The organism is Marinobacter sp. B-12 (assembly GCF_056857915.1).
In genome coordinates this window covers 290,504-312,889 of sequence record NZ_JBSXOB010000062.1, presented here as the reverse complement: position 1 = coordinate 312,889, position 22,386 = coordinate 290,504, and the positions used below count along the sequence as shown (strand labels likewise).

The window sequence follows — 22,386 nt, the reverse complement described above, 5'->3', positions numbered from 1 at the left end:
TTGTTGACGGTTGGCCGCGATACAAACCGCGGACCGTTGCGCGCAGGAGTTTAACAGAAAAAAGCCCGGCAGGTTAATGCCGGGCTTTCGAGGGGCAAGGAATCAGCCGTAAGCGCTGGCTTCTTCGGGTGTGCGTCGCCGCAATTGGCCGAACGCAACAAGGCCAAGCAGTATAAGCGCGGGAATGAACATAAGTTCCTTCGGCGGGCGCTCGTTCTCAACCTGCACGGCATCGATGGTCCAGCCAAAACTGACGCCGGCATTCTCTGCCTGGCTACCGTAGCCAACGAAATCCACTACCATCGTGTCGTCCTGACGCGACAGCTCAAGGCCGGCGCTCGCAAGCCTTGCTTCAGGAGATTCAGCAGCCGGCAGTTCCAGACTGAGATAGGTGGAAACCTCATCACCACTCAGAGACATGCCCGAAGCCTGCACAACCATGGACTCACCTGCGGGCACATTCTCGATATGCTCGATCACCTCGGTACCCGGTTTATCCTGCGTTGCCGGGTAGACCATGTCCCACCAGTAGCCTGGACGAAACAGGGTAAACGTGATCAGCAACAGCAAAGCCGACTCCCACTTGTAGCTCTTGGTAAACCAATAACCCTGAGTGGCCGCCGAGAAAACCAGCATCGCCGTGACCGCACTTGCAATCGTCACCAGCAAATCCACCCAACCTGTCAGGCCGATCAACAACAACTGGGTGTTAAAGATGAACATGAAGGGCAGGATCGCCGTCCGAATATCATACGTGAAGCCCTGCACACCCGTTCGTATAGGATCCGCCCCTGAGATAGCAGCCGCCGCGTAGGCGGCCAGCCCCACGGGCGGCGTATCATCCGCCAGTATGCCGAAATAAAACACAAACAGGTGTACAGCGATCAAAGGCACCAACAAGCCGCTCTGAGCGCCCAGTGTCACGATAACCGGAGCCATCAACGTGGAAACCACGATATAGTTGGCGGTCGTGGGCAGCCCCATACCCAGAATCAGGCTGATAATCGCTGTGAAAATCAGCATCAGCAGCAGGTTGCCGCCGGAGATAAACTCCACAAACTGGGTCATCACCAGGCCGATGCCTGTCAGCGTCACCGTGCCCACCACAATGCCGGCGGTGGCTGTCGCCACACCAATACCAACCATGTTCCGCGCGCCAGTTACCAGCGAGAGAGTGAGGTCAACGAGGCCGGTTTTCGTTTCCGCAAGGAAATGACCCTTTTTGCGGAAAAAAGCCTTCAGTGGCTGTTGAGTAACCACGATGAAAATCATGAACACCGTGGCCCAGAATGCTGATAGCTGGGGCGAGAACCGCTCAACGGTGAGACACCAGACCAGGACCACCACCGGCAACAGGAAGTACAAGCCGGTCTTAACGGTTGGCCCCACGTCCGGCAGCGTATCCATTGAGGACTCAGGGTCGTCCTGAGCCAGTTCCGGAAAACGGGTGGAATACCAGACCAGCGCTATATAAATGAACAGAAGCAGCGGCCCGAGCACCCACACAGCGGCTTCACCCAGAACCACCTTTAACCAGCCAATGCCGTAATAAACAATGAACGTAAGGGCACTCAGGCCAATCAGAATCACAACCCAGTTCAGCATGCGCTGGGCCAGTGTCGGACGATTTGGGCGCTCGATTCCCTTCATCTTGAGCTTGCAGGCCTCAAGGTGAACGATGTAGATCAGCGCAACGTAAGAGATCAGTGCCGGCAGGATGGCATGCTTGATCACTTCCAGGTAGGAAATACCGACGTACTCAACCATCAGGAAAGCCGCCGCCCCCATAATGGGAGGCGTCAATTGACCGTTGGTGGACGCAGCCACCTCAACAGCACCCGCCTTGGTGGCGGGAAAACCAACCCGCTTCATCAGGGGGATGGTAAAGGTGCCAGTTGTCACCACGTTGGCGATGGACGAACCTGAAATCACACCGCTCAGGCCGCTGGATACTACCGCAGCCTTGGCGGGACCGCCGCGCATGTGTCCGAGCATGGCGTAGGCAACCTGGATAAAGTAATTACCCGCCCCTGCCCGTTCCAGCAGCGCACCGAACAACACGAACAGGAAGACAAAACTGGTCGAAACCCCGAGGGCGACGCCAAACACACCTTCCGTACCCAACCACATGTGGGAAGACAGCTTGCTCAGACTGGCCCCTTTGTGGGAGATCACATCCGGCATATAGGGGCCGGCCAGCGCGTAGACGAGGAACACACCAGCAACAATGGTCAGCGGCAGCCCCAACGCGCGGCGAGTAGCTTCCAATAGCAGCACCAGACCACCAAGTGCAATGATCAGGTCTTGGGTAATAGGCGACCCCGGACGCGTCGCAAGCTGGTCGTAGAACAGGTAGAGATAAGAGGCTGCAAAAGCGGCAGCCAAGGCAAGAACCCAGTCATAAATCGGAACGTGGTCGATATTCCGGCCGCGAATCATGGGGTAAGCCGCAAACGCGAGGAACGCAGCAAAGGCCAGATGAATGGACCTTGCTTCCGTCGAGTTAAAAACACCAAACTCGACAATGTAGGGCAACGGTGATGCTATCCATAGCTGAAAGAGGGACCAGAGCAGCGGGACAACAAATAGTATCTTTGCAGCCGTGCCGGTCGCAGCCCTTCCACCGGTTTCGGTTTGGAGAACCTCTGCAATTTTCTTGCTGTCGATTGTATCCCCGGCTCTCGGTTCGCTATTGGTCATAGCTGGGTCCTGTAAGAATATAGCGGGTCGGAGATCAAGACACCGCGGACAGGCATGCCCGCGGTGTCGTTTTACCGGTTACAGGATCAATCGATCAGGCCGGCTTCTTTATAGTATTTTGCCGCGCCCGGGTGCAGGGGAGCACTCAGCGCGTCAGACACCATTTCTTCTTTCTTCAGGTTAGCAAACGCAGGATGCAGGCGCTTGAAGCTGTCAAAGTTCTCGAATACAGCCTTGACCACTTCGTAAACCACGTCCTCAGATACGTCGGTAGATGATACGAACGTTGCTGCCACACCGAATGTGGTCACGTCGTTATCAGAACCACGGTACATACCACCCGGGATCACCGCTTCACGGTAGTAAGGGTTGTCTGCAACCAGCTTCTTGGTGGCCTCGTTATTGACGCTGACGATCACACTGTCACAGGACGTGGTCGCTTCCTTGATCGCACCGGAGGGGTGACCAACGGTGTAGAAGAACGCATCAATATTGCCATCACACAGGGCCTGGGACTGCTCCGCAGCCTTCAGTTCGGCCGGAAGCGCGAACTTGTCCATGGTCCAGCCCATTTCATCCATCAGCACTTCCGCTGTGGCGCGCTGTCCGGAACCAGGGTTTCCGACGGAGACCCGCTTGCCTTCAAGATCTTCAAATGTCTTGATACCGGATCCCTTGCTGGCGACCACCGTAAATGGCTCCGGGTGCAACGAGAATACAGCACGTAGCTTCTCGTTCTTTCCGTCGTCCTCGAACTGACTGGTGCCATTATAGGCGTGGTACTGCCAGTCGGACTGGGCTACCGCCAGGTCCAGCTCACCCTGGCGGATCGCGTTCAGGTTATAGACTGAACCGCCGGTACTCTCAACAGAGCAGCGAATACCATGTTCCTTACGATCCATGTTAACCAGGCGACAAATCGCACCACCAGCCGGATAGTAGACACCGGTTACCCCCCCGGTACCGATGGTGACAAATTTCTGCTCCTGCGCATTAACCGCTGTAGAGGCGGTTCCGAGGCTGACCGCTGCCGCAACTGCAAGTGCGGAAAATTTCTGTTTCAGTGCCATGACTTTTCCCTTATCTGTTCATTATTGCTTTTTTGGGGCCCGCGTAACGACACGGACACTCTCCGCTTTCGCCTTAAAACATAGACCACTTAGCGATATAAATAAAGCAAGGGTTAGCTCGCTAACCACTTGAGCAAAAAAACAAAAAAGCCCGCTGAGCGGGCTTTTTTGTTCAAGCAGTCGCGAATCTTATTTGTTCGCGCGGGCCTTGGCAACCATTCGATCCGGACGCAGGAGAAAACGCGCCAGGGCCGGCAGCAGCCAGATAGAACCCACCATGTTCCAAATGAACATGAAGAACAGCAGCAGCCCCATATCTGCCTGGAACTTGATTGGCGAGAATATCCAGGTAACCACACCAATACCCAGCGTGACACCGGTAAAGATAACCGCCTTACCGGTAGACCTCAGGGTCTCGAAATACGCTTCCTGGAGTGTCTTGCCCTCCAGAAGGAATTTCTCGAGCTTGCTGTAGATATAGATGCCGTAGTCGACACCAATACCCACGCCCAGCGCAATAACCGGCAACGTCGCTACCTTGATACCAATGCCTGACATCGCCATGATCGCCTCGGCCAGGATCGACGTCAGGCCCAGCGGAATCAGGATACAGAGAACTGCGCGGATCGAACGGAATGTCAGCAGGCACAGTGACGCGACCACGCCATAGACGAAGACCAGCATCATGTTCTTCGCGCTTGAGATGACATCGTTCGTGGCTGCCTCGACGCCCGCGTTACCGGCGGCCAACATGAATGTGTATTCGTCGTTGTTATTGTTGCTGGCGAATTCCTCAACGCGCTCGGTGACCGTTTCCAGCGTTTCCGCCTTGTGATCCTCAAGGAAAACAAGCACTGGTGTCAGGTCACAATTGGTGTTGATCAGGCCTGCCGGGGCCTCCCGGATTGAGGCATTGATAATGGTCTGGTTGCGGGAAATCTCATACCACTTCCAGTTACCCTCGTTCAGTGCCTTGGTAACAATCTTGGACACATCGGCCAAAGACGCCGAGGACTGCACGCCGGGAGTGTTCTGAAGCTCCCACTGAAGATTGTCCATGGCGCGGAGAACATTGTACTGGGTACACTGTTCTTCCTCGGTTTTCACCATCACTACCAACACATCGGCACTCGTTGAGTAGTTGTCGATGATGTAGGCATTGTCCTTGTTGTAGCGGGAATCAGCCCGCAGCTCCGGTGCGCCCTGATCAAGGTCACCGACTTTCAGGCCCTGCTTGTAATAAAGACCAAGACCCAGACCAATAACCGCTATCAACAGCGAGATCGGTGCCACACCTGGGTGTGCGAAGTAAGACATGATACGCCATTTGCGATCCTGCTTTTCACCATGATTTTGCACATGACGAACGCCGCCCTTGGAAATGCCAAGGTACGACATGATCAATACGTGCAATACCAGGTTGGTCAGGATGACAAACGCCACACCAATACCGGCCGCAACGGCCAGATCCCGGATCACGTCAATTTCGATAAAGAACAGCGTCAGGAAGCCGAAGGCGTCTGAAATCAGAGCCAGCATGCCCGGGATATACAGCGCCCGGAACGCAAGGCGGGCAGCGGTAACGGAATCAAACCCTTTAGCGGCTTCCACTGCCATGGCATTCACAATCTGAACGCCGTGACTGATACCGATCGCAAATACAAGGAACGGGACCAACACCGAGTACGGGTCCAGGCCATACCCCAGCAGCCTCAATGTACCCAATTGCAGGAACACTGCGATAATGGAAGTGAACACTGGAACCAGTGTGCCGGTAATACAACGGGAGTACCCGAACAGCAGCAGAGTCGTCAGGATAATGGTGATGCCCGCAAACCAGGCGATGGAGCCAATACCCTCAATGAGGTCGCCCACTTTCTTGGCGAAACCCACAATGTGAATTTCAATGTCCGGGTTCTGCGTTTCGTACTTGTCCCGGATCTTTTCTTCCAACTGACGCGAGAACTCTCCATAGTCCAGCGGCTCGCCAGTCTCAGGGTTATTCTCATAAAGCGGCGCGTAAACGATGGTGGAACGGAAGTTATCGGAAATCAGACGCCCCACTTCGTTCGAGCGCAGCACGTTCTGGCGCAACTGCTCAAGGCTGGCCCGGGAACCATCGTAACCATCCGGGATTACGGTGCCGCCCTGGAACCCTTGCTCAGTCACTTCAACCCAGCGAACGTTGGAGGTCCAGAGTGATTTCAATCCGGAACGGTCCACCCCGTTAAGATAGAACACCTCGTCGGTGATCTGCTTCAGGGTTTCCATATACTCGGCTGTGAAGATATCGCCCTCTTCCACTTCAACGGCGATACGCACAAAGTTACCCAGGTTCTCCAGGTCGTCCCGATGCTCAAGCATATTGACAATGTAGGGATGCTCCAACGGAATCATCCGCTCGAAACTCGCATCCGGCTCAATCTTGACGGCGTTGTAGCCGAGAAACAGCGTCAGGAAGAAAAAGGCAATCAGGATAATGGCCCGATTGTTGAAGATCAGTCGCTCCAGGAACGGTTCTGCCTTCGGTGTAGTCAGGTAATGCTCGCCCTTGTCATGCTTCGGGTTCGACATTCAAAAGCCCCTCTAATTTTCTATCTGTTGGTGCCGCATCAGGGCGTTATTGAAGATTCTTGCCGCGGGCGTCGGTGTGCTTCACACCACCCTCGCCCACAACCAGTAGATTGGTTCCGGATACGGGGACAACATCCATCACCCCTTCCCGGTCAGCCCGGAAGTAGGGACGGAAAGTTTCTCCACCGTTGGTGCTCATTAACACTGCACCACCATTGCCAACCAACGTGATACGGCCGTCTTCGGACACCGTGCCATCATTGAGGGTTGCATCCGACTCGCTGGGCACTACTTTCCAGCTTCTGCCCAGGTCGGACGAAAAGAAGATATTCCCGCGCAAACCGAATGCGAGTATTTCATTCACATTACCGGTTCCTATGGCCCCGAACAGGGAGCCTTCATAAGGGCTCTCACGTCTCTCCCAGCTATCGCCTCCGTCTACGGACACGAAAATCTGTCCCGCTTCACCAACGATCACCAGGCCACCGCCAGTAATGCTGCCAATACTGTTCAGGTGAAAACTGCTGGGATTATCAAGCTTTGGTGCCCAGTCTTTCCAGGTCTTTCCGCCGTCTGTTGTGCGCAGAAACATGCCGTAGGCACCGACAACGAAACCGTGGTTCTCATTTTCAAACCAGACATCCAGAAACGGGTTCACCGGGCCGACCTCAAGGTCGGCCTGCAGATTTTCCAGCGAGAAATACAGGTCGCCCAATGCCCAATCGAGGTCGTCTTTCTCGTCCTCTGGGGCTTCTTCCAGCTTCTGTTCCATTTCATCGATCTGCTCCTGGCGACTTTCAATCGCCAATTCAGCAGCACGGATGCCGGTGAGCTGAAGGTCCCAACTTTCGCCTGCATCGTCTGAATGGAGGACAACACCGCTGTGCCCAACGACCCAGCCATGTTGTTCAGTGCCAAAGTCCACGCCGGTCAATGTGACGGATACCGGAACCTCGCCCTGCACCCAGGTTTCACCACCATCATCGGAATATATAATATGACCACGCACACCGGCCGCCACAATTCGTTCGCCCGCCGCATCGACATCATTGAGCAGATGCTCTGGCGCAAGCGTAGTGGGCCGGGATGGGGTTTCGATGATATCTGCAAGCGCAAACACCGAGGGGGCGGATAATGTCATGGATAGTCCAAGACAGGCCGCTCCCAGAGTCTTGCACATCAACCTTGTAGCCATTCAGATTGCCTATATGTTGTGTTGAACAGTGTCACTCTGATTTCGCCGGTCGTACCGGCTAATGCTATGAATATACCGGTGGCCTTCCGACCACCGGTATATCCGTCGCCATCCGTCTCTGGCGCAAACCGTGTCCTAACAACGAGCCAAAACGTTAACGCACGCTCCTGCGACGCAGGGAGGCTGGCGAGAAATACCGCCGATTGGGCACGTCGTTGGTAAACTTCCGGGTGGAACCCTCTTCAGTATCCAGACCCAGGACGTGATAACGACGGGCCTGCAGGTCATGGTAGACATCCAGCACCGTCCAGACGCCCGGCAATTCATAATAGTTTTTCGCCAGGCCCATGGTCACGCGCCAGAGCTCTCCACGACCATCGTACTGGTCCAGCAGCAAGGTATTCCAGCTATCGGCATCCACATAGAAGCGACGCTTGCCATAGATATGGCGCTCACCTTCCTTCAGGGTCGCTTCCACAACATGTACCCGATGGAGCTCCCAACGGGTGAGGTCCGGATTCAGATGGGAAATGCCCAAGATTTCGGAGTAAGGGGTGCCCTGCTCACCAACGCGGTAATTGTTGTAGGGAACGTAGATTTCCCGCATTCCTTCGTATTCCCAATTGTAGCGGTCCAGGGCACCGTTAAAGATATCGGTGTCATCGGCTGTTCGCAGATTGTCTGCGGCTGCAATCGGGGAATCGTAGCCCAGGTTGGGTGCACGCCGAACGCGGCGCTGGCCAGCGTTGTAGCCCCAACCATTGCGCGGGTTGATAATCTGGTTCAGAGTTTCGTGAATCAGGATGGCACCACCGGCGAGGCGGGGCGGGGACTGGGTAAACGACAGATAGTAGAAAATGACGTTGTCCAGCTCTTTCTCGCTGCCTTCCGGATTGTAGTAGTTGAAAAAAGCCTCCTGCTGGGAGGTTACGAGGGAGTAGTCACCGTCTGGTTGAACCGCCACTTCACTCGAACGGCGGGTTACGGAAACGCCACGCCAGCGAGTCAGGTGATTCCAGATAACCTGCCAGGCTTTTTGCTCGTTGTTGCCGTGCAGGATGGGGAAAGGATAACCGGCAAAGGCACCATCGATGCCCTCGCCCTTGCCCACCACCTCGGCCTCTACGGCATTTTCCCTGGTATTGTCAGCAACCCAATCTGGCACCGCGTGTGTGCGCCGGCTCTTGTAGACTGGAATACGGAAGGTGGTCGGATAAGTGTCTAGCATGGCGCGAAGGCCGTCGGTCAGGTATTCGTCGTACTGATCCATGTTGGACGCGCTGATGGTGAATAACACCTCATCGTCCGGGAACGGGTTGATGTGGTGCTGACCGCTCCCCTCATATCCGGTTGGGGCTTCGGTGAGCCCACCCGTCCAGGCAGGAATGGTGCCCGCCTCGTTGCCGGCTTTCACAGAACCAAACGGCGTGAGGTCCTGCCCCAGACGAGCAGCTTCACTGCTGGAAACGGCGGAACTGACTGGCATGGCAAAAACTGAAAGAGCAAACAGACTGCCCAAAATCACATTGTTTTTGTATGTCATTTTTTAACCTTAAACCTGTCTGAAAGCCCTGTGGAAGGCTTTTCTTATTGTGTTGTCTGGAATATCGGCTCCCGACAGAGTAGCCGATTGGCCAACATTGTCTATCGACCGAAAGTGCGATTTTGTATCCGCCTGTGACAGGCCCCGCGTTGCGGCAGACGGATACACACTTTTATCGTTTTCGCTACTTGCCAGCGAGACTCTTGTGCACCACCTCGTAGACATCCCGCGACAGGCCGGATTTGTCCCGAATCGTCTCTAGCGCCAATTTCATCTGCTCACTGTGAACCGGCGCAAATTTGCGCCAACGGGTCAGCGGAGACACCAGCCGCGCCGCAATCTGTGGGTTGCTGTCGTCCAGCTTCCGCACCTGCTCCGCCAGGAATCGGTAACCCGCGCCATCTTCTGCGTGGAAAGCAGGGAGATTCTGGCCCGCAAACACCCCGATCACCGAGCGAATCTTGTTGGGGTTCTTCCAGTCGAACGCCGGGTGTTCCATCAGTTCACGGATTTTGCTCAGACCACCGGTACGACTGCTGCCCGACTGCACCGCGAACCATTGCTCAACCACCTGCGGGTCGTCCTTCCACTGTTGGTAGAAGTCTGCAAGCGCCTGCTCCTGCTCTTTTTGGTAACCGGAGTTCACCAGTGCACGAAGGGCGCCCATGCGATCGGTCATGTTATCGGACTCGCTAAACTGGCTTGTTGCCAGCGCCCGGCCCTCTTCGTCATCTATGTGCAGGAGCCAAGCCAGGGCAGTATTCCGCAGGCTGCGACGTGCCACAGCTTCCGGCGTCACCTCGTAATGACCACTCAGGGTATTGCGATGGTAGCAGGCCAGAAGCTCATCCCTTAGCGCTCTCGCCAAATGCTCAAGCACGCGTTCACGGGCCCTGTGGATGGCCGGTACATTGGGCTGATCAGCCAGTTCGATCAGATAGGCTTCAGATGGCAGTTGCAACATTTTGGCAACCAGCGCCTGATCCAGGGACGAATCCGCCAACAGGCTGCGATACGCCTCAATCAGGCCGGCGTCCACATCCTCACCTGCTGATGCTACCCGGGAGTTAATAACGTCCACCGCCAGTCGCTGTCCCGCGTCCCAGCGATTGAAACCGTCGGAATCGTGGCTCATCAGGAAGGTGAGCTGCTCCCGCGTCCACGGGTAGAACACTCGCACCGGCGCCGAGAACCCCCTCAACAATGAAGGGACTGGCCGCTCTGACATGCCGTGGAATTCGAAGGTATGACTGGCATCAGTCAACTCCAGGACCCTATCCATTGGCGCCTCGGCATCGTCCGCGGTCAGCTTCAGTGGCAACGACTGACCATCGGCACCCAGCAGTCCGATGGAAAACGGAATGTGCTGTGGCTTCTTATTGGTCTGGCCCGGTGTATCCGGAATAGACTGGCCGATGGTCAAACGATAGATGCCGGCGGCATCATCAAACTCATCCCGCACCGTCAGCTCCGGCGTGCCAGACTGCTCGTACCAGAGACGGAACTGCGACAGGTCACGACCACTCGCATCCTCCATAGCGCGGACAAAATCGTCTGTTGTCACCGCCTGACCGTCATGCCGTTCAAAGTAAAGGTCACTGCCCTTGCGGAACAGGTCGGGCCCCAGCAGTGTATGGATCATGCCCACTACTTCCGAACCTTTCTCGTAGATGGTCAGCGTGTAGAAGTTCGTGATCTCCATGTAGGATTCCGGGCGAACCGGGTGCGCCATTGGCCCCGCATCCTCGGCGAACTGAGCGGTGCGAAGCATGGTCGCATCCTCAATCCGCTTGACGGTGGGCGACCCCACATCGGCAGAAAAACAGGAATCCCGAAACACCGTGAAGCCTTCTTTCAGGCTGAGCTGGAACCAGTCGCGACAGGTCACGCGGTTACCGGACCAGTTGTGGAAGTACTCGTGGGCCACGATAGACTCGATGCGCTGGAACGCCATATCCGTCGCGGTTTCCTGGCTAGCCAATACGCACGAGGAGTTGAAGATGTTCAGCCCTTTGTTCTCCATAGCGCCCATGTTGAAGTCGTCCACCGCGACGATCATGAAAATATCCAGATCGTACTCGCGGCCATACACCTCCTCGTCCCAGCGCATGGCGCGTTTCAGGGAGTCCATGGCGTGGTCACACTTCTCGGCATTGCGGGGCTCAACGTACATGCGCAGATCAATGTCACGACCTGACATAGTGTTAAAGCTGTCCCGCTTCTCCACGAGGTCACCGGCCACCAGGGCAAACAGGTAGCAGGGCTTCGGAAATGGGTCTTCCCAAGTGACAAAATGCCGGCCGTCGGCCAGATCGCCCTTTTCAACATCGTTGCCGTTGGACAACAGGATGGGATAGCGGGATTTATCCGCCTCGACGCGGGTGCGGAAACGGGCCATCACATCGGGCCGGTCAGGGAAGTACGTAATACAGCGAAAGCCTTCGGCTTCACACTGGGTACAGAACATGCCCGACGATTTGTACAGACCTTCCAGCCGCGTGTTGTTCTGGGGCTCAATCCAGGTCACGATCCCCAGATTAAACTGATCGGGCACTTCATGAAGGGTGAGCTTGTCGTCACGGTCTTCGTAGGCACTGCCCTCCAACGGGTTGCCATCCAGACTCACCGACTCAAGTGTGGTCAGGCTGTCGCCGTCGAGCTCAAGGCTCTTGTCAGAGGAATCGCTGTCGGGATTCCGACGCATGGCCAGGGTACAGTGAACCCTGGCTCCATCTTCAAACAATTCGAAACGCAGATCCACATGGTCCACCAGAAAGGCGGGCACGCGGTAATCCTTGAGGAAAATGGTCTGTGGCTGGCTGGTACGCATTCACTTTCTCCAGAATTCGTTGGGCCGGGCTCAATGACTTGGGAAGACCCGGAAGCGGACTTCATAACCGGTGTATTTACGGATATTGATAACACCGGTATCCAGGATCAGGTATTGGCCCTTGATCCCCTGGAGCACACCGTCCGCCGTGGGCGTTTTGTCCAGATTATGGGTTTTTACCGTCCGGGGCCATACCTCAACCGGATAACTCAGAGTCAACCCGTCTTCATCGACAGCCCGGATACTGTTCTCACCGTGGGCGGCACGCAATTCCGACAAATCGTCGGCGACCAGCTCCAGCATGCGGCGACGTTTCTCAACCAGATCGAGCTCCGGCACGTCGCCTTTAAGCATGGCCCGCCAGTTGGTTCGGTCCGCAACGTACTTCTTGCACGCAACTTCCACAAAACCCGCTAGCTGGCGGGTAGCCACCCTGACCATCGGGATGGCATCGACGGCACCCTGGTCGATCCAGCGGGTTGGTACCTGGGAGCCACGGGTTATGCCCACCTTGAGGCCGGACGAGTTGGCCAGGTAGACCACATGCTCAATCATGCAGTGAGCTTCTCCCCACTCCGGCTCACGGCAGGTACCTTCATGGTAATGGCATTTTTCCGGGCTCATGATGCAGCTGTCACAGGCGGCCAGCTTGCGAAAACAGGGATAGCAGTAACCCTGACTGAAACTTTTATTGGTCTTACGGTCACAGTTGATGCAACGTATCACGCCATCAAAATCAAACTGCAGCGGATACCCCACCATCTCGTTAAGGGGTATGAGAGTATCGCCCACCCGTATGGTATAACTGACCGGTTCACCGGCTTCTGCAGGCATCTTGCGCAGGCGACCGGTCACATCAACCAATGCGGTCAAGACTTCACCTCAAAATACTGATCTGAGCCGGCCGCACCATTTGACGATTTCCCTGCCGTGCGCGAGACGCTGGGATCACACGCAGTCCCCGCCTTTTCACCGCGGTCGAGGTAACCGACACGCTCTTCCATCGGCGTATTGTGGTGATCTTCGTAATAAATAACGGCCTCCATGCAAATCGACCGCTGCTCGTCACTCAGATTACGACCATCCGGCCACTTGCCCAGCTCAAGAGCGCGCTTGAGGCTCTGATAAACAGCCGGATCCAGCCGTTTGATCAGCTCTTCGTAGGTCATTTCATTCTCCAATTATTTGCTAGCAAAAAATGTGAGGAAACCCGTTGACAACAATAAACGATAATGATTATCATTAACCCACCAAATGACGAAGGTCGTGTTCATTTGGTCTCTCTCATCAGGAGCTATACGCTCTTTTCATGCCCCGCGGTTTCGCGGGGCTTTTTTTGGTACCGGCAAAATGGCCGCCAGGGCAAGCCCAGCCACAAAGCCTCCCAGGTGGGCTTCGTTTGCCATCTGCCCTAATCCCACCATTTCGGTAAATGGCGTAAAGCCAATCACCATCCAGGCCACCGCAAACGTCACCAGCGCAGGCGGAAACTGGAAACGGGGCACACGCCGCTGGCTCAGCCAGCAATAACCGAGAATGCCATACACAACACCAGACAGACCGCCAAACAAAGGCCCACTCACGATGTACTGCAATCCGTTGGACAACAAGCTTGTCACTACGAAAAGCGCAAGTAACCGCACACGGCCATCGAACCACTCAACCTGACTGCCCAGGAACCACAACATAACGGAATTAAAGATGATATGGGTCCAGCTGAAATGCAGGAAATCCGGCGTGATCAGTCGCCAGACCTGGCCACCAGCCAAAGTAGAAGACAGCGCCTGGATTCGATCCGCCATGGTGCCAACATCGTAGAAACGGGGATCAACGAACATCAACAGGGTGGATAGCTGATTCTGTCCCATGGCCGTCACCCAGGCCATCAATACGGCCAGGGCAATCATAGCGAGCACCATGGGTGCGTGGCGTGGCGACGGCTGCCAGCGCCCCCCGACAAACACCGGCGATTGCGCTGTCGTATTGACAGCTTCCTGCACCTCGGGTTCCTTCAGGAAGCGCTCAAGGGCCTGTAACACCGGCTCCGTGTGCTCGGGGTTCTCGAGCCACAGCACCTGTGAGCCACCCTCCTCGGTAATTCGGTGCGCCACCCCCTGCTCTTTCAGCCAACGACTGAAACCAGCCAGGTTTGTGTCGGTATCAATCTGCTTTACGCGATACACAAGCTACCTCGCCACACTGTCTTCGCTGGTGGGGTAGTCCGGCTGTTCCGGCCGCTCCACATCCACCCAAACGAACTTGTCACGGGACAGGGTACGTTCGCCATCCAGGCGATAGGCCACCAACTTGCCGTATTTGACCGCACTGAAGTCGATACAGGCCACATTGTGTTTCAGCGGCGCCGGCTCGCCTTCCATCCAGTAATGGCCCACAAACACCGGCGGCGCTGAAGCGGGGTAGCTGATCAGTTGGCTGCGCTCAGCGTCCGTCAGTTCACGGCGGGCAACGTCGTCCGGCAAGGGGTCGGGCTGGAACACCACGTCGGCGTAGGTTTTCGGGTTATCAGCCCAGAACTTGGTGCGGAAAAACTCCCGGACGTAGCCGTCCTTGCCAGTAATTTTCACGCCCGGCGGCAATCGAAGATCAGTACCGCGCAGCAGGGTATCCATGACCTGGCCCGCGAAGGACTCGATCGCTGCCGACGCATGGAGGAATTCGTCATCGATACAGGCGCCCCCCTGATTCTCCTTGAATTTAATGATCAGGTCGCTGTCCCAACAGGCGTGCACTGCCCGAAAATCGGGCTCATCGATAAACAGGGGAATGGTGTAGAACCACTCCAGAAATTCGTTCCACTCGTGGGGGTAATGCTCAAACTGCTCGAGCGTTTCACGGATCAACCGGTCATGACGGGCATTGTGCTCCCTCAGGAACGTCTTGCCACTGCCCGGGCGGGCGCGGGTGCAGTAGCCCAGGGCGTTATACTCGTGATTTCCCATCACGATGCGAGCAGACCCGTGCTCGACCATGTCCCTGACCAGATGCAGCGCCTCACGGATGCGAGGTCCGCGGTCAATGATGTCACCAATGAATATGGCCTGGCGCCGGGGATGCTCATAGACGCCGTTAACCTTGCGGTAACCCATCTGGTCCAGTAGCCGCACCAGGGTATGAGCGCATCCGTGAATATCGCCGATAATGTCGTAGCCGCGGCTCGCGGATCTTTCCTGTCCTGGCATGTTGTTAGCTCGCTGCAATCTCACTGGCCCAGCCCAGCTTGTCCCGGCATGTGGCGTAAAAATTGTGATCCGCGGGGTGAATCAGGCGAATCTTGAAGGGCTTCTTGGTGATTCGGATGATGTCGCCAGGGGCGCAGGCAATGTTCATCTGCCCATCGAAACTGATCTGCGGATAGGTTTCGTTGGTTTCACCAATCACCAGCTTTATCTCGCTCTTGCCATCCACCACGATCGGGCGACTGCTCAACGTGTGCGGGAACATGGGTACCAGCACGACCGCATCGAGCTTCGGATGCATGATCGGCCCGCCCGCCGATAGCGAGTAGGCGGTCGACCCGGTCGGCGTAGCCACGATAAGCCCATCCGAGCGTTGGCTGTATACGAAATGTCCGTCGATGTAGAGGTCAAACCCGATCATCCGGGTCGATTTTCCCGGGTGCAGCACCACGTCATTCAGGGCGGTTCCAAAGCCCAGGGGCTGGCCGTTTCGCTCCACGTGTCCGTCCAGCAGGAAGCGTGTCTCTTCGATGTACTTTCCCTGCAGAACCTTGCCCAGTCGTTCCTCCAGGTCAGACGGAGAAATATCGGTCAGGAAACCAAGGCGGCCACGGTTCACACCCAGCAGCGGAATCTTGGATTTGGCCAGTTCCCTGGCAGCGCCCAGTAGGCTGCCATCGCCACCCACCACAATGACCAGGTCACATATTTCCCCCAGCAGCTTCTTGCTGGCTACCTGAAGACCATGGCCAGGCAGCATACTGGCAGTGTCTTCCTCAATAATCACGTGATAGTTGTTGCTCACCAGATACTGCTTGAGCTGACGCAGCGATTCGACCACCTTTACGCTGCCCATGCGGCCAATCACGCCAATGTTTCTGAATTGATCCATGTAGCTTCCTGTGGGTGTCTGTGTTGGGCCGGGGCGGAGCTGATTCATCACCCGGGGGCGTTTCAGCAACCATAGTAACGAAATACGGCCCGATTCTGAAAAAAGATCCCGCAGGAAACCGCTAGAGCTGGGTCAACTGGAACCTTTCGGCTGATGCTGCTCACAGCGATCATCCACATCCGCCCGGAACTCAGCCGGCTGACTGACGCGCATGACGGGCTCACCACACGTTTTACCGTTGGTAAGCTTATGATGGCAGACCGGGCGTTCGTAGTGGTCAAGCCATTGCCGGTAGGCGGGCTCATTGAGCCCACAACGTTCAGCGGCGTAGGCCACAGGATTGAGGAAATAGCCCTCAATATCATCGTAAGGCAGGGTAATATGGCCTACCCCGGCGTGGTAGGCCACCAGGAAGACCGAATGGTTTTGCAGGTGATCCATGACTGAATTTTCGGTTGGCGGCTGGTGTCGCAAGTCGTAATTTTCCTGCTCCAGCACCACGATCTTTTCGTCCCTCAGTTCCAGTTCCCGCTGACGACGCTCCAGTTGCTCCCGGAGCAACACCACCTCGGCATCCGCCGTGGCACCCTCGCGTTCATTACGGGCCTCACCACTGACAATCTGCTCCTGCATCATCAGGTACTGCTCATTGCGCTCGGCAAGGCGTTTTTTCAGCTGCTCATTGCTGAGTTTCTGGCGCTCATACTTCTGCTGGAGTTCCGCGGTTTCATTACGCAGGGCCTGCATTTCATGACGGTTTTCACGCTGCAGATCAGACAACGCATCGCGATGAACGCTTTGCAGGGTCTTGATGCGAAGCCGCTGCTCCCGGATAACGCGGGCAAGCCGCACGCGGTCTGCAGAGACCTCAGGTTCCTCTTCAGAACGGGACTCGGCACCCAATACAGGAATATCTTCGTCCGGTGTGCGCTCCACCTTGCGGAACTTCAGTTTGTTCGCATCCACGGCGCGCCGAATTGCCTGGAAGTGGTTACTTCCCGGGGTCATATCCGGATCCCAGAAATCCTCGGCACTGGCAGACTTCGGACACTGACTGCGACACACCAAACGAATCGGTCCCGCGCCCATATCCGGTCCCTTGGCGCCTTTTCGGGCAAGTTTTTCTATAGGCAGGTTCCAATGGCTGTCGGCCCTGCCTTCCTCATCGAAATAGATTCGAAAAAAAACCAGCGAACGTACCAGGAGGTCACTGCCAAGCAACGCGTAAACGGCCTTTACATCGGTATCCGCCAGATCGGACAGACCCACGTAGCCATCAAGAAAGGCTCCGAATTCAGAGGCACGCATCTGGCGCGACACGTCGCTGCCGTCCATGAAAAACACCGCCGAATAACCATCGTTTGCCTGGTCGGCAGACCCCATTGCTAGCTCCCCACTCTCCGAAAACCCGACCGCTACACGACAAACACCCCAAAAGTGTTCCGTTTTTTCGTCAGACACCAGAAACCGGCCCTGCACAGTGCGCAGGGCCGGCCTCAAACTGACAGACTTCCGGATAATAGTCTAGCGGGTCAAAACCCTGAAGGTAGAGTAAAACTGCAACGTTTTGTGATCAGAGCCTTAGCGTCCGTGGAGCTCAGAGCTCCGCTGCCAGGCGGCTGCCCTGATTGATCGCGCGCTTGGCATCCAATTCCGCAGCCACGTCGGCACCACCGATCAGGTGAACCGTCATTCCAGCTGCCTCAAGCCCACTCTGCAACTCCCGCAAAGGCTCCTGGCCGGCACAGATCACAATGGTATCGACTGGCAACACTTTATCCTCTCCCTGCTCGGCACCTTTCGGGGTCACGGTTATGTGCAGCCCATCATCATCAATCTTGCGGTAGCTCACTCCCGGAACCATCTGCACCTGACGATTTTTCAGCGAGGTGCGGTGGATCCAGCCTGTAGTCTTGCCCAGATTTTTGCCGACTTTCGACGCTTTGCGTTGCAGCAGGTATACCTCTCGGGCCGGTTCCGGCACCTCCGGCTCCATGCCCTGAATGCCGCCACGATGACCAACGCTCAGGTCCACCCCCCACTCACGCATGAAGTGTTGTGGATCCAGTGCAGCCGAGGTGCCCTTGTGGACGATGAATTCCGAAACGTCGAAGCCGATGCCACCGGCACCAATCACCGCCACTCTCTGCCCTACGGGCTTGCGACCCAACAGCGCATCGAGGTAACCAATCACACTGGGGTGATCCACTCCCTCAATGTCCGGCGTGCGCGGGCTGACGCCGCTGGCCAGAACCACATGGTCGTATCCACCAGCCTTAAGGGCATCGACATCCACACGGGTATTCAGGCGTACGTCTACCCCGTGCTTGTCCAGCATGACCCGGAAATAACGCAGGGTTTCGTAGAATTCCTCCTTGCCCGGTATCCGCTTGGCCACGTTGAACTGGCCACCCACTTCGCTACCGGCGTCAAACAGCGTTACTCTGTGACCACGTTCCGCCGCAACCGTGGCAAACGCCAGGCCTGCAGGGCCAGCCCCAACCACCGCGATCGTTTTGGGCTCGGCGGTTTTGACGTAGGTCAGTTCAGTTTCGTGACAGGCACGGGGGTTAACCAGACAGGAGGTCAGCTTTCCACTGAAGGTATGATCCAGGCAGGCCTGGTTGCAACCGATGCAGGTGTTGATCTCGTCCGCGCGGTCCTCGGCAGCCTTCAGAACAAGGTCCGCATCCGCCAGGAACGGACGGGCCATGGACACCATATCGGCATCGCCTTCCGCGAGGATCTTCTCGGCAACATCCGGCATGTTAATCCGGTTGGTTGTCACCAGGGGAATGCTGACCTCGTCTTTCAGGCGAGCCGTTACCTTGGTGAACGCGCCCCGAGGCACAGAGGTCGCAATGGTCGGCACCCGAGCTTCATGCCAGCCGATGCCGGTGTTGATAATGGTTGCGCCGGCTTTCTCGATTTCTTTCGCCAATTGCACCACTTCATCCCAGGTACTGCCATCTTCGATAAGATCCAGCATCGACAAACGGTATATAAGGATGAAATCGCTGCCCACGCGCTCGCGAACCCGGCGAACAATCTCGATCGGCAGTCGAATGCGGTTCTCGTAGCTGCCACCCCACCGGTCAGTACGATGGTTGGTATGGGCCACAATAAACTGGTTGATGAAGTAACCTTCCGAACCCATGATCTCCACACCGTCGTACCCGGCTTCCCGAGCCAGCGCCGTGCAGTTGACGTAATCCTCAATCTGCTTTTCGATACCCTCTTCGTCCAGCTCTCTCGGCTTCAGCGGGTTAATGGGCGCCTGAATCGCAGACGGAGCCACCAACTCCGGATGATAAGCATAGCGACCGGCATGGAGAATCTGCATACAGATCTTGCCGTCGGCCTCATGCACGGCGCGAGTGATCACCCGGTGTTTGTCCGCTTCTTCCTGAGTGTTCATCTTGGCCGCATGCTGGAACACAGCGCCTTCCACATTGGGGGAAATACCACCGGTCACAATCAAACCCGCACCGCCAAGGGCACGCTCGGCATAGAAAGCGGCAAGCCGATCAAAACCATTTTTTGCCTCTTCCAGGCCGGTATGCATGGACCCCATCAGTGTGCGATTGCGAAGACGCGTGAACCCGAGATCCAACGGCTCCAGCAAATTGGGGTAACGTTTAACGCCCGGTGTCGATTCGGTCATGATCTCTCTCCTCTTATTGGATCGGCGATGCCGTAATATGGGCTATAAATTAGCCACCCAGCCCTCCCCAAACAATATCCCGAAACAACAATTTGATATCCTGTAACAACTTGTCGGACAATACTGGCACCATGAAACCCAACACCAGACACAAGAACCCCCTCGGCGATATCAGCGTGCTGTACGTTGCCGTCATGGCTCGCGCACTCCGGGCCGAAGGCCGAGACCCTACAGACCTGCTAAGCCGGTTCGGGCTTGACGAACAGGCACTGGGAGCGCCGGCGGCACGGATCAGCATCCCGCGATTCATGAGAATGGGGCAGGCAGCCATTGCCCTCACCGGCAATTCCACGCTCGGCCTGACAATGGGCCAGCTGTCTCGCCCCGTGGACGCTGGTATCGCAGGGCTTGCCGCCCAATCCGCCGCCACAGCTGGCGAAGCCATCAGCACCCTGGTTCATTATTCCCTACTCACCAGCCGCAACAGCAGGGGTGCTCCCTGGACAACCAGCCAGGGGCGTGAAGCGCATTTTTACTCCATCAAACCCTATAACGTGTTTAATTTTTTCGTGGTGGATTCGGTCCTTGCCGCCTGGGTTCAATTCCTGAGGGACATTACTGGCCACAACCGGGTCGTTGAACGGGTCAGCATTGAGTACCCTTCCCAGGGTTACGACGAGGTGTTTGAACAGTGGTTTGGGTGCCCGGTGAGGTTCGGTGCCGATGGCAACAGCCTCAGATTGGCCCCGGGAATAGTGGAAGCCGCTTCGCTACAGTCGCAGGCCGCCATGTTCGAGTCACTGTCAGGACGATGCGCGTTGGAACTGTCGCGTATTCGTGCCGGTTGGAGCACGGCCGACCGGGTGAAAGACCAGATCCCGCCCCTGCTACAGGGTGGCACCCCTACCCTGGTGGCCGTCGCCCATAAGCTGGGCATCGCACCCTGGACACTTCAAAGACAACTGGCAGAGGAGACCACCGGTTTCCGGGAACTGGTGGACGACACCCGCAGGGAGCTGGCGGTCGAGTACATACGGGAAACACGGGTGTCGCTATCAGAAATTGCATGGCTACTGGGCTTCGCCAACCCGGCCGCATTTCACAAGGCGTGGCGTCGCTGGTTCAATACCAGCCCGGGGGAACATCGAAAACAGTACCTGACGGAGCAGGCTACCAAAGGCATTCTCTAAAAACCTGAAGACATCACTACAACTCAGTGGCGTCGTCCAGAGTATCGTCGTCATCATAGTCTTCAAACTGATAATCCATCAGTTCTTCTTCGTAATCGGACATTATTCGTCTCCCATGTTTCAAACAGGAAAACGATAGCACGGACAATGTTACAGAGAGATGAATCGGGAATGACAACAAAAAGAGGTAATCAAAGAAGGGAAAATGGCGGAGCGGACGGGACTCGAACCCGCGACCCCCGGCGTGACAGGCCGGTATTCTAACCAGCTGAACTACCGCTCCGCGTGAGCCGCCACCTCGGGCGCAATCAAGGGTGTGACTGCTCGGTGACAACGAGGGCGCATTATAAAGAGGCCGCCCTGCATGTCAACGTTTTTCATGAAAAAAGTTCGGTTTTCGGAAGGCTCTTACATGGCATCAACCATGGCATCCTTTCCCTGTGCGGTCTTTCGGTATTCGATAGGCGTCATGCTCGACCAACGCTTGAACGCCCGGTAGAAAGTACTGGGTTCCGAGAAGCCGGTGAGATATACGATCTCGTCAATGGATTCGTCGGTGGTTGCCAGCAACTGCCGCGCCAGGCGATAACGGAAATCGGCCAACACCTGGTTGAAGCTGGTTTCTGCTTCGGTCAGGCGGGTACGCAGGGTTCGGGGTTTGATGCCCAGACGCTCGGCCACGGCATCCAGGGTGACCTCTCCGCTGTCCAGCAGTTCCGCGACAATTCGCTCGACCTGTCCAACGATGTCTTTCTTCTCAAGACGGGCCACCTGCTCACTGGCAAACCGTTCATGGAGATCCAGCAATTCCGGTTCCGCATGAGGCGAAGCATGGGACAGCAGGGTGGCAGGGAAATACAGCCGGTTTTCCTTGGCGCCAAACACAACATCGCAACCGAGCACGTCGATCACATGCTCCCGGCCATGCTCACGCTGATGTTCAAACTCGATACGCGATGGGTAGAAGCGGTCATCGGTGATCGATTTGAAAAAGGTTATCAGACCCTGTACGAAGCATTCGTTGAAATGCCGCAGACGGCTGACTTCGCTGGACGCGGCATCCAGCACCATGCAGGCCTCGTCACCCTCGATCAAGAAGTCGGTATTGGCAGCATCACTCAACAGGCGCTGATAGTTTTGAGCCCGCCGAAGGCCCTCGCCAAACGTTGGACTGCTCAGAAACAGGTATTCCAGAACCTGCCCCTTGTAGGCCGGTAACAACTGGCCCAGGTGGAGGCCGGCGTCAGGATCGCCCGACACATCCTCAACCACCTGCCAGAAATACAACTGGGCACTGTGAGGTGTTCTTAGCTGCTCGGTGTAGACATAGTCTTCATCCACTCCCAGCCGGACAAAAATGGCATCGGTATCAATCCCTTTGCGTTTCATGGCCTGATAAATCAAGCGCAACATCACACCCGCATCGCGAAGTTCCTGCATAAAATCTCGCTTTGTAGTTGTTTATCAATTGGCTTGGCCGGCCGGACAACCCTTGCTGGCAAGCCAGGTCAATGCTCATACTGGCCGGGTT

The 22,386-nt window shown here is 56.2% G+C and carries 15 protein-coding genes and 1 tRNA gene; 1 reads left to right on the top strand and 15 read right to left on the bottom strand.

Going from position 1 to position 22,386, the window contains the following annotated elements; genetic code table 11:
* Positions 1-102: 102 nt before the first annotated feature.
* The 13 genes from AC13D2_RS17680 to AC13D2_RS17620 form a co-directional block, all read right to left on the bottom strand.
* Positions 103-2,700, bottom strand: coding sequence for a TRAP transporter permease (locus AC13D2_RS17680; RefSeq protein WP_421910470.1), 2,598 nt, complete (start codon positions 2,698-2,700; stop codon positions 103-105).
* A gap of 86 nt (positions 2,701-2,786) precedes the next feature.
* Positions 2,787-3,770, bottom strand: a complete 984-nt coding sequence (locus AC13D2_RS17675; RefSeq protein WP_292048565.1) for a TAXI family TRAP transporter solute-binding subunit — start codon at positions 3,768-3,770, stop codon at positions 2,787-2,789.
* 189 nt (positions 3,771-3,959) lie between these two features.
* Entirely contained in the window at positions 3,960-6,344 is a 2,385-nt protein-coding gene (locus AC13D2_RS17670) for an efflux RND transporter permease subunit (protein WP_292048566.1), read from the bottom strand.
* A 46-nt stretch (positions 6,345-6,390) separates the two neighbouring features.
* Positions 6,391-7,485 (bottom strand): WD40/YVTN/BNR-like repeat-containing protein, encoded by a 1,095-nt coding sequence (locus AC13D2_RS17665; RefSeq protein ID WP_300498708.1) that lies wholly within the window; start codon positions 7,483-7,485, stop codon positions 6,391-6,393.
* Between the two features lie 208 nt (positions 7,486-7,693).
* A complete protein-coding gene (locus AC13D2_RS17660) occupies positions 7,694-9,082 on the bottom strand; it encodes a DUF1329 domain-containing protein (protein ID WP_300498710.1) in 1,389 nt (462 codons plus the stop codon).
* A 184-nt stretch (positions 9,083-9,266) separates the two neighbouring features.
* Positions 9,267-11,912, bottom strand: coding sequence for an aminopeptidase N (gene pepN / locus AC13D2_RS17655; protein ID WP_482938956.1), 2,646 nt, complete (start codon positions 11,910-11,912; stop codon positions 9,267-9,269).
* Positions 11,913-11,942: 30 nt separating this feature from the next.
* Positions 11,943-12,785, bottom strand: a complete 843-nt coding sequence (locus tag AC13D2_RS17650; protein WP_482938955.1) for a DUF2797 domain-containing protein — start codon at positions 12,783-12,785, stop codon at positions 11,943-11,945.
* Positions 12,782-13,081: a YeaC family protein gene (locus tag AC13D2_RS17645; RefSeq protein WP_292048571.1), complete on the bottom strand. Its 300-nt coding sequence runs from the start codon at positions 13,079-13,081 to the stop codon at positions 12,782-12,784. Before AC13D2_RS17645 ends, AC13D2_RS17650 begins: the two co-directional genes overlap by 4 nt.
* 138 nt (positions 13,082-13,219) lie before the next feature.
* Positions 13,220-14,095, bottom strand: a complete 876-nt coding sequence (locus AC13D2_RS17640) for a rhomboid family intramembrane serine protease (RefSeq protein WP_292048572.1) — start codon at positions 14,093-14,095, stop codon at positions 13,220-13,222.
* A gap of 3 nt (positions 14,096-14,098) precedes the next feature.
* Positions 14,099-15,112 carry a metallophosphoesterase gene (locus AC13D2_RS17635; RefSeq protein WP_292048573.1) on the bottom strand — a complete coding sequence of 338 codons (1,014 nt, stop codon included), beginning with the start codon at positions 15,110-15,112 and terminating at the stop codon, positions 14,099-14,101.
* A gap of 4 nt (positions 15,113-15,116) precedes the next feature.
* Positions 15,117-16,001, bottom strand: coding sequence for an NAD(+) kinase (locus AC13D2_RS17630; RefSeq protein WP_007151855.1), 885 nt, complete (start codon positions 15,999-16,001; stop codon positions 15,117-15,119).
* Positions 16,002-16,133: 132 nt separating this feature from the next.
* Positions 16,134-17,384, bottom strand: a complete 1,251-nt coding sequence (locus tag AC13D2_RS17625; RefSeq protein ID WP_292048574.1) for a coiled-coil domain-containing protein — start codon at positions 17,382-17,384, stop codon at positions 16,134-16,136.
* 214 nt (positions 17,385-17,598) lie between these two features.
* Positions 17,599-19,665, bottom strand: a complete 2,067-nt coding sequence (locus tag AC13D2_RS17620; RefSeq protein WP_292048575.1) for an oxidoreductase — start codon at positions 19,663-19,665, stop codon at positions 17,599-17,601.
* 131 nt (positions 19,666-19,796) lie between these two features.
* On the opposite strand from AC13D2_RS17620, the gene AC13D2_RS17615 reads away from it, so the two are divergent.
* Positions 19,797-20,855, top strand: coding sequence for an AraC family transcriptional regulator (locus AC13D2_RS17615; RefSeq protein WP_482938954.1), 1,059 nt, complete (start codon positions 19,797-19,799; stop codon positions 20,853-20,855).
* Positions 20,856-21,061: 206 nt separating this feature from the next.
* On the opposite strand, the gene AC13D2_RS17610 is transcribed toward AC13D2_RS17615, so the two are convergent.
* Both AC13D2_RS17610 and AC13D2_RS17605 read right to left on the bottom strand, forming a co-directional pair.
* Positions 21,062-21,138 (bottom strand) — tRNA-Asp (locus AC13D2_RS17610).
* 125 nt (positions 21,139-21,263) lie between these two features.
* Positions 21,264-22,295, bottom strand: coding sequence for an AraC family transcriptional regulator (locus tag AC13D2_RS17605; RefSeq protein ID WP_292048577.1), 1,032 nt, complete (start codon positions 22,293-22,295; stop codon positions 21,264-21,266).
* Positions 22,296-22,386: the final 91 nt, after the last annotated feature.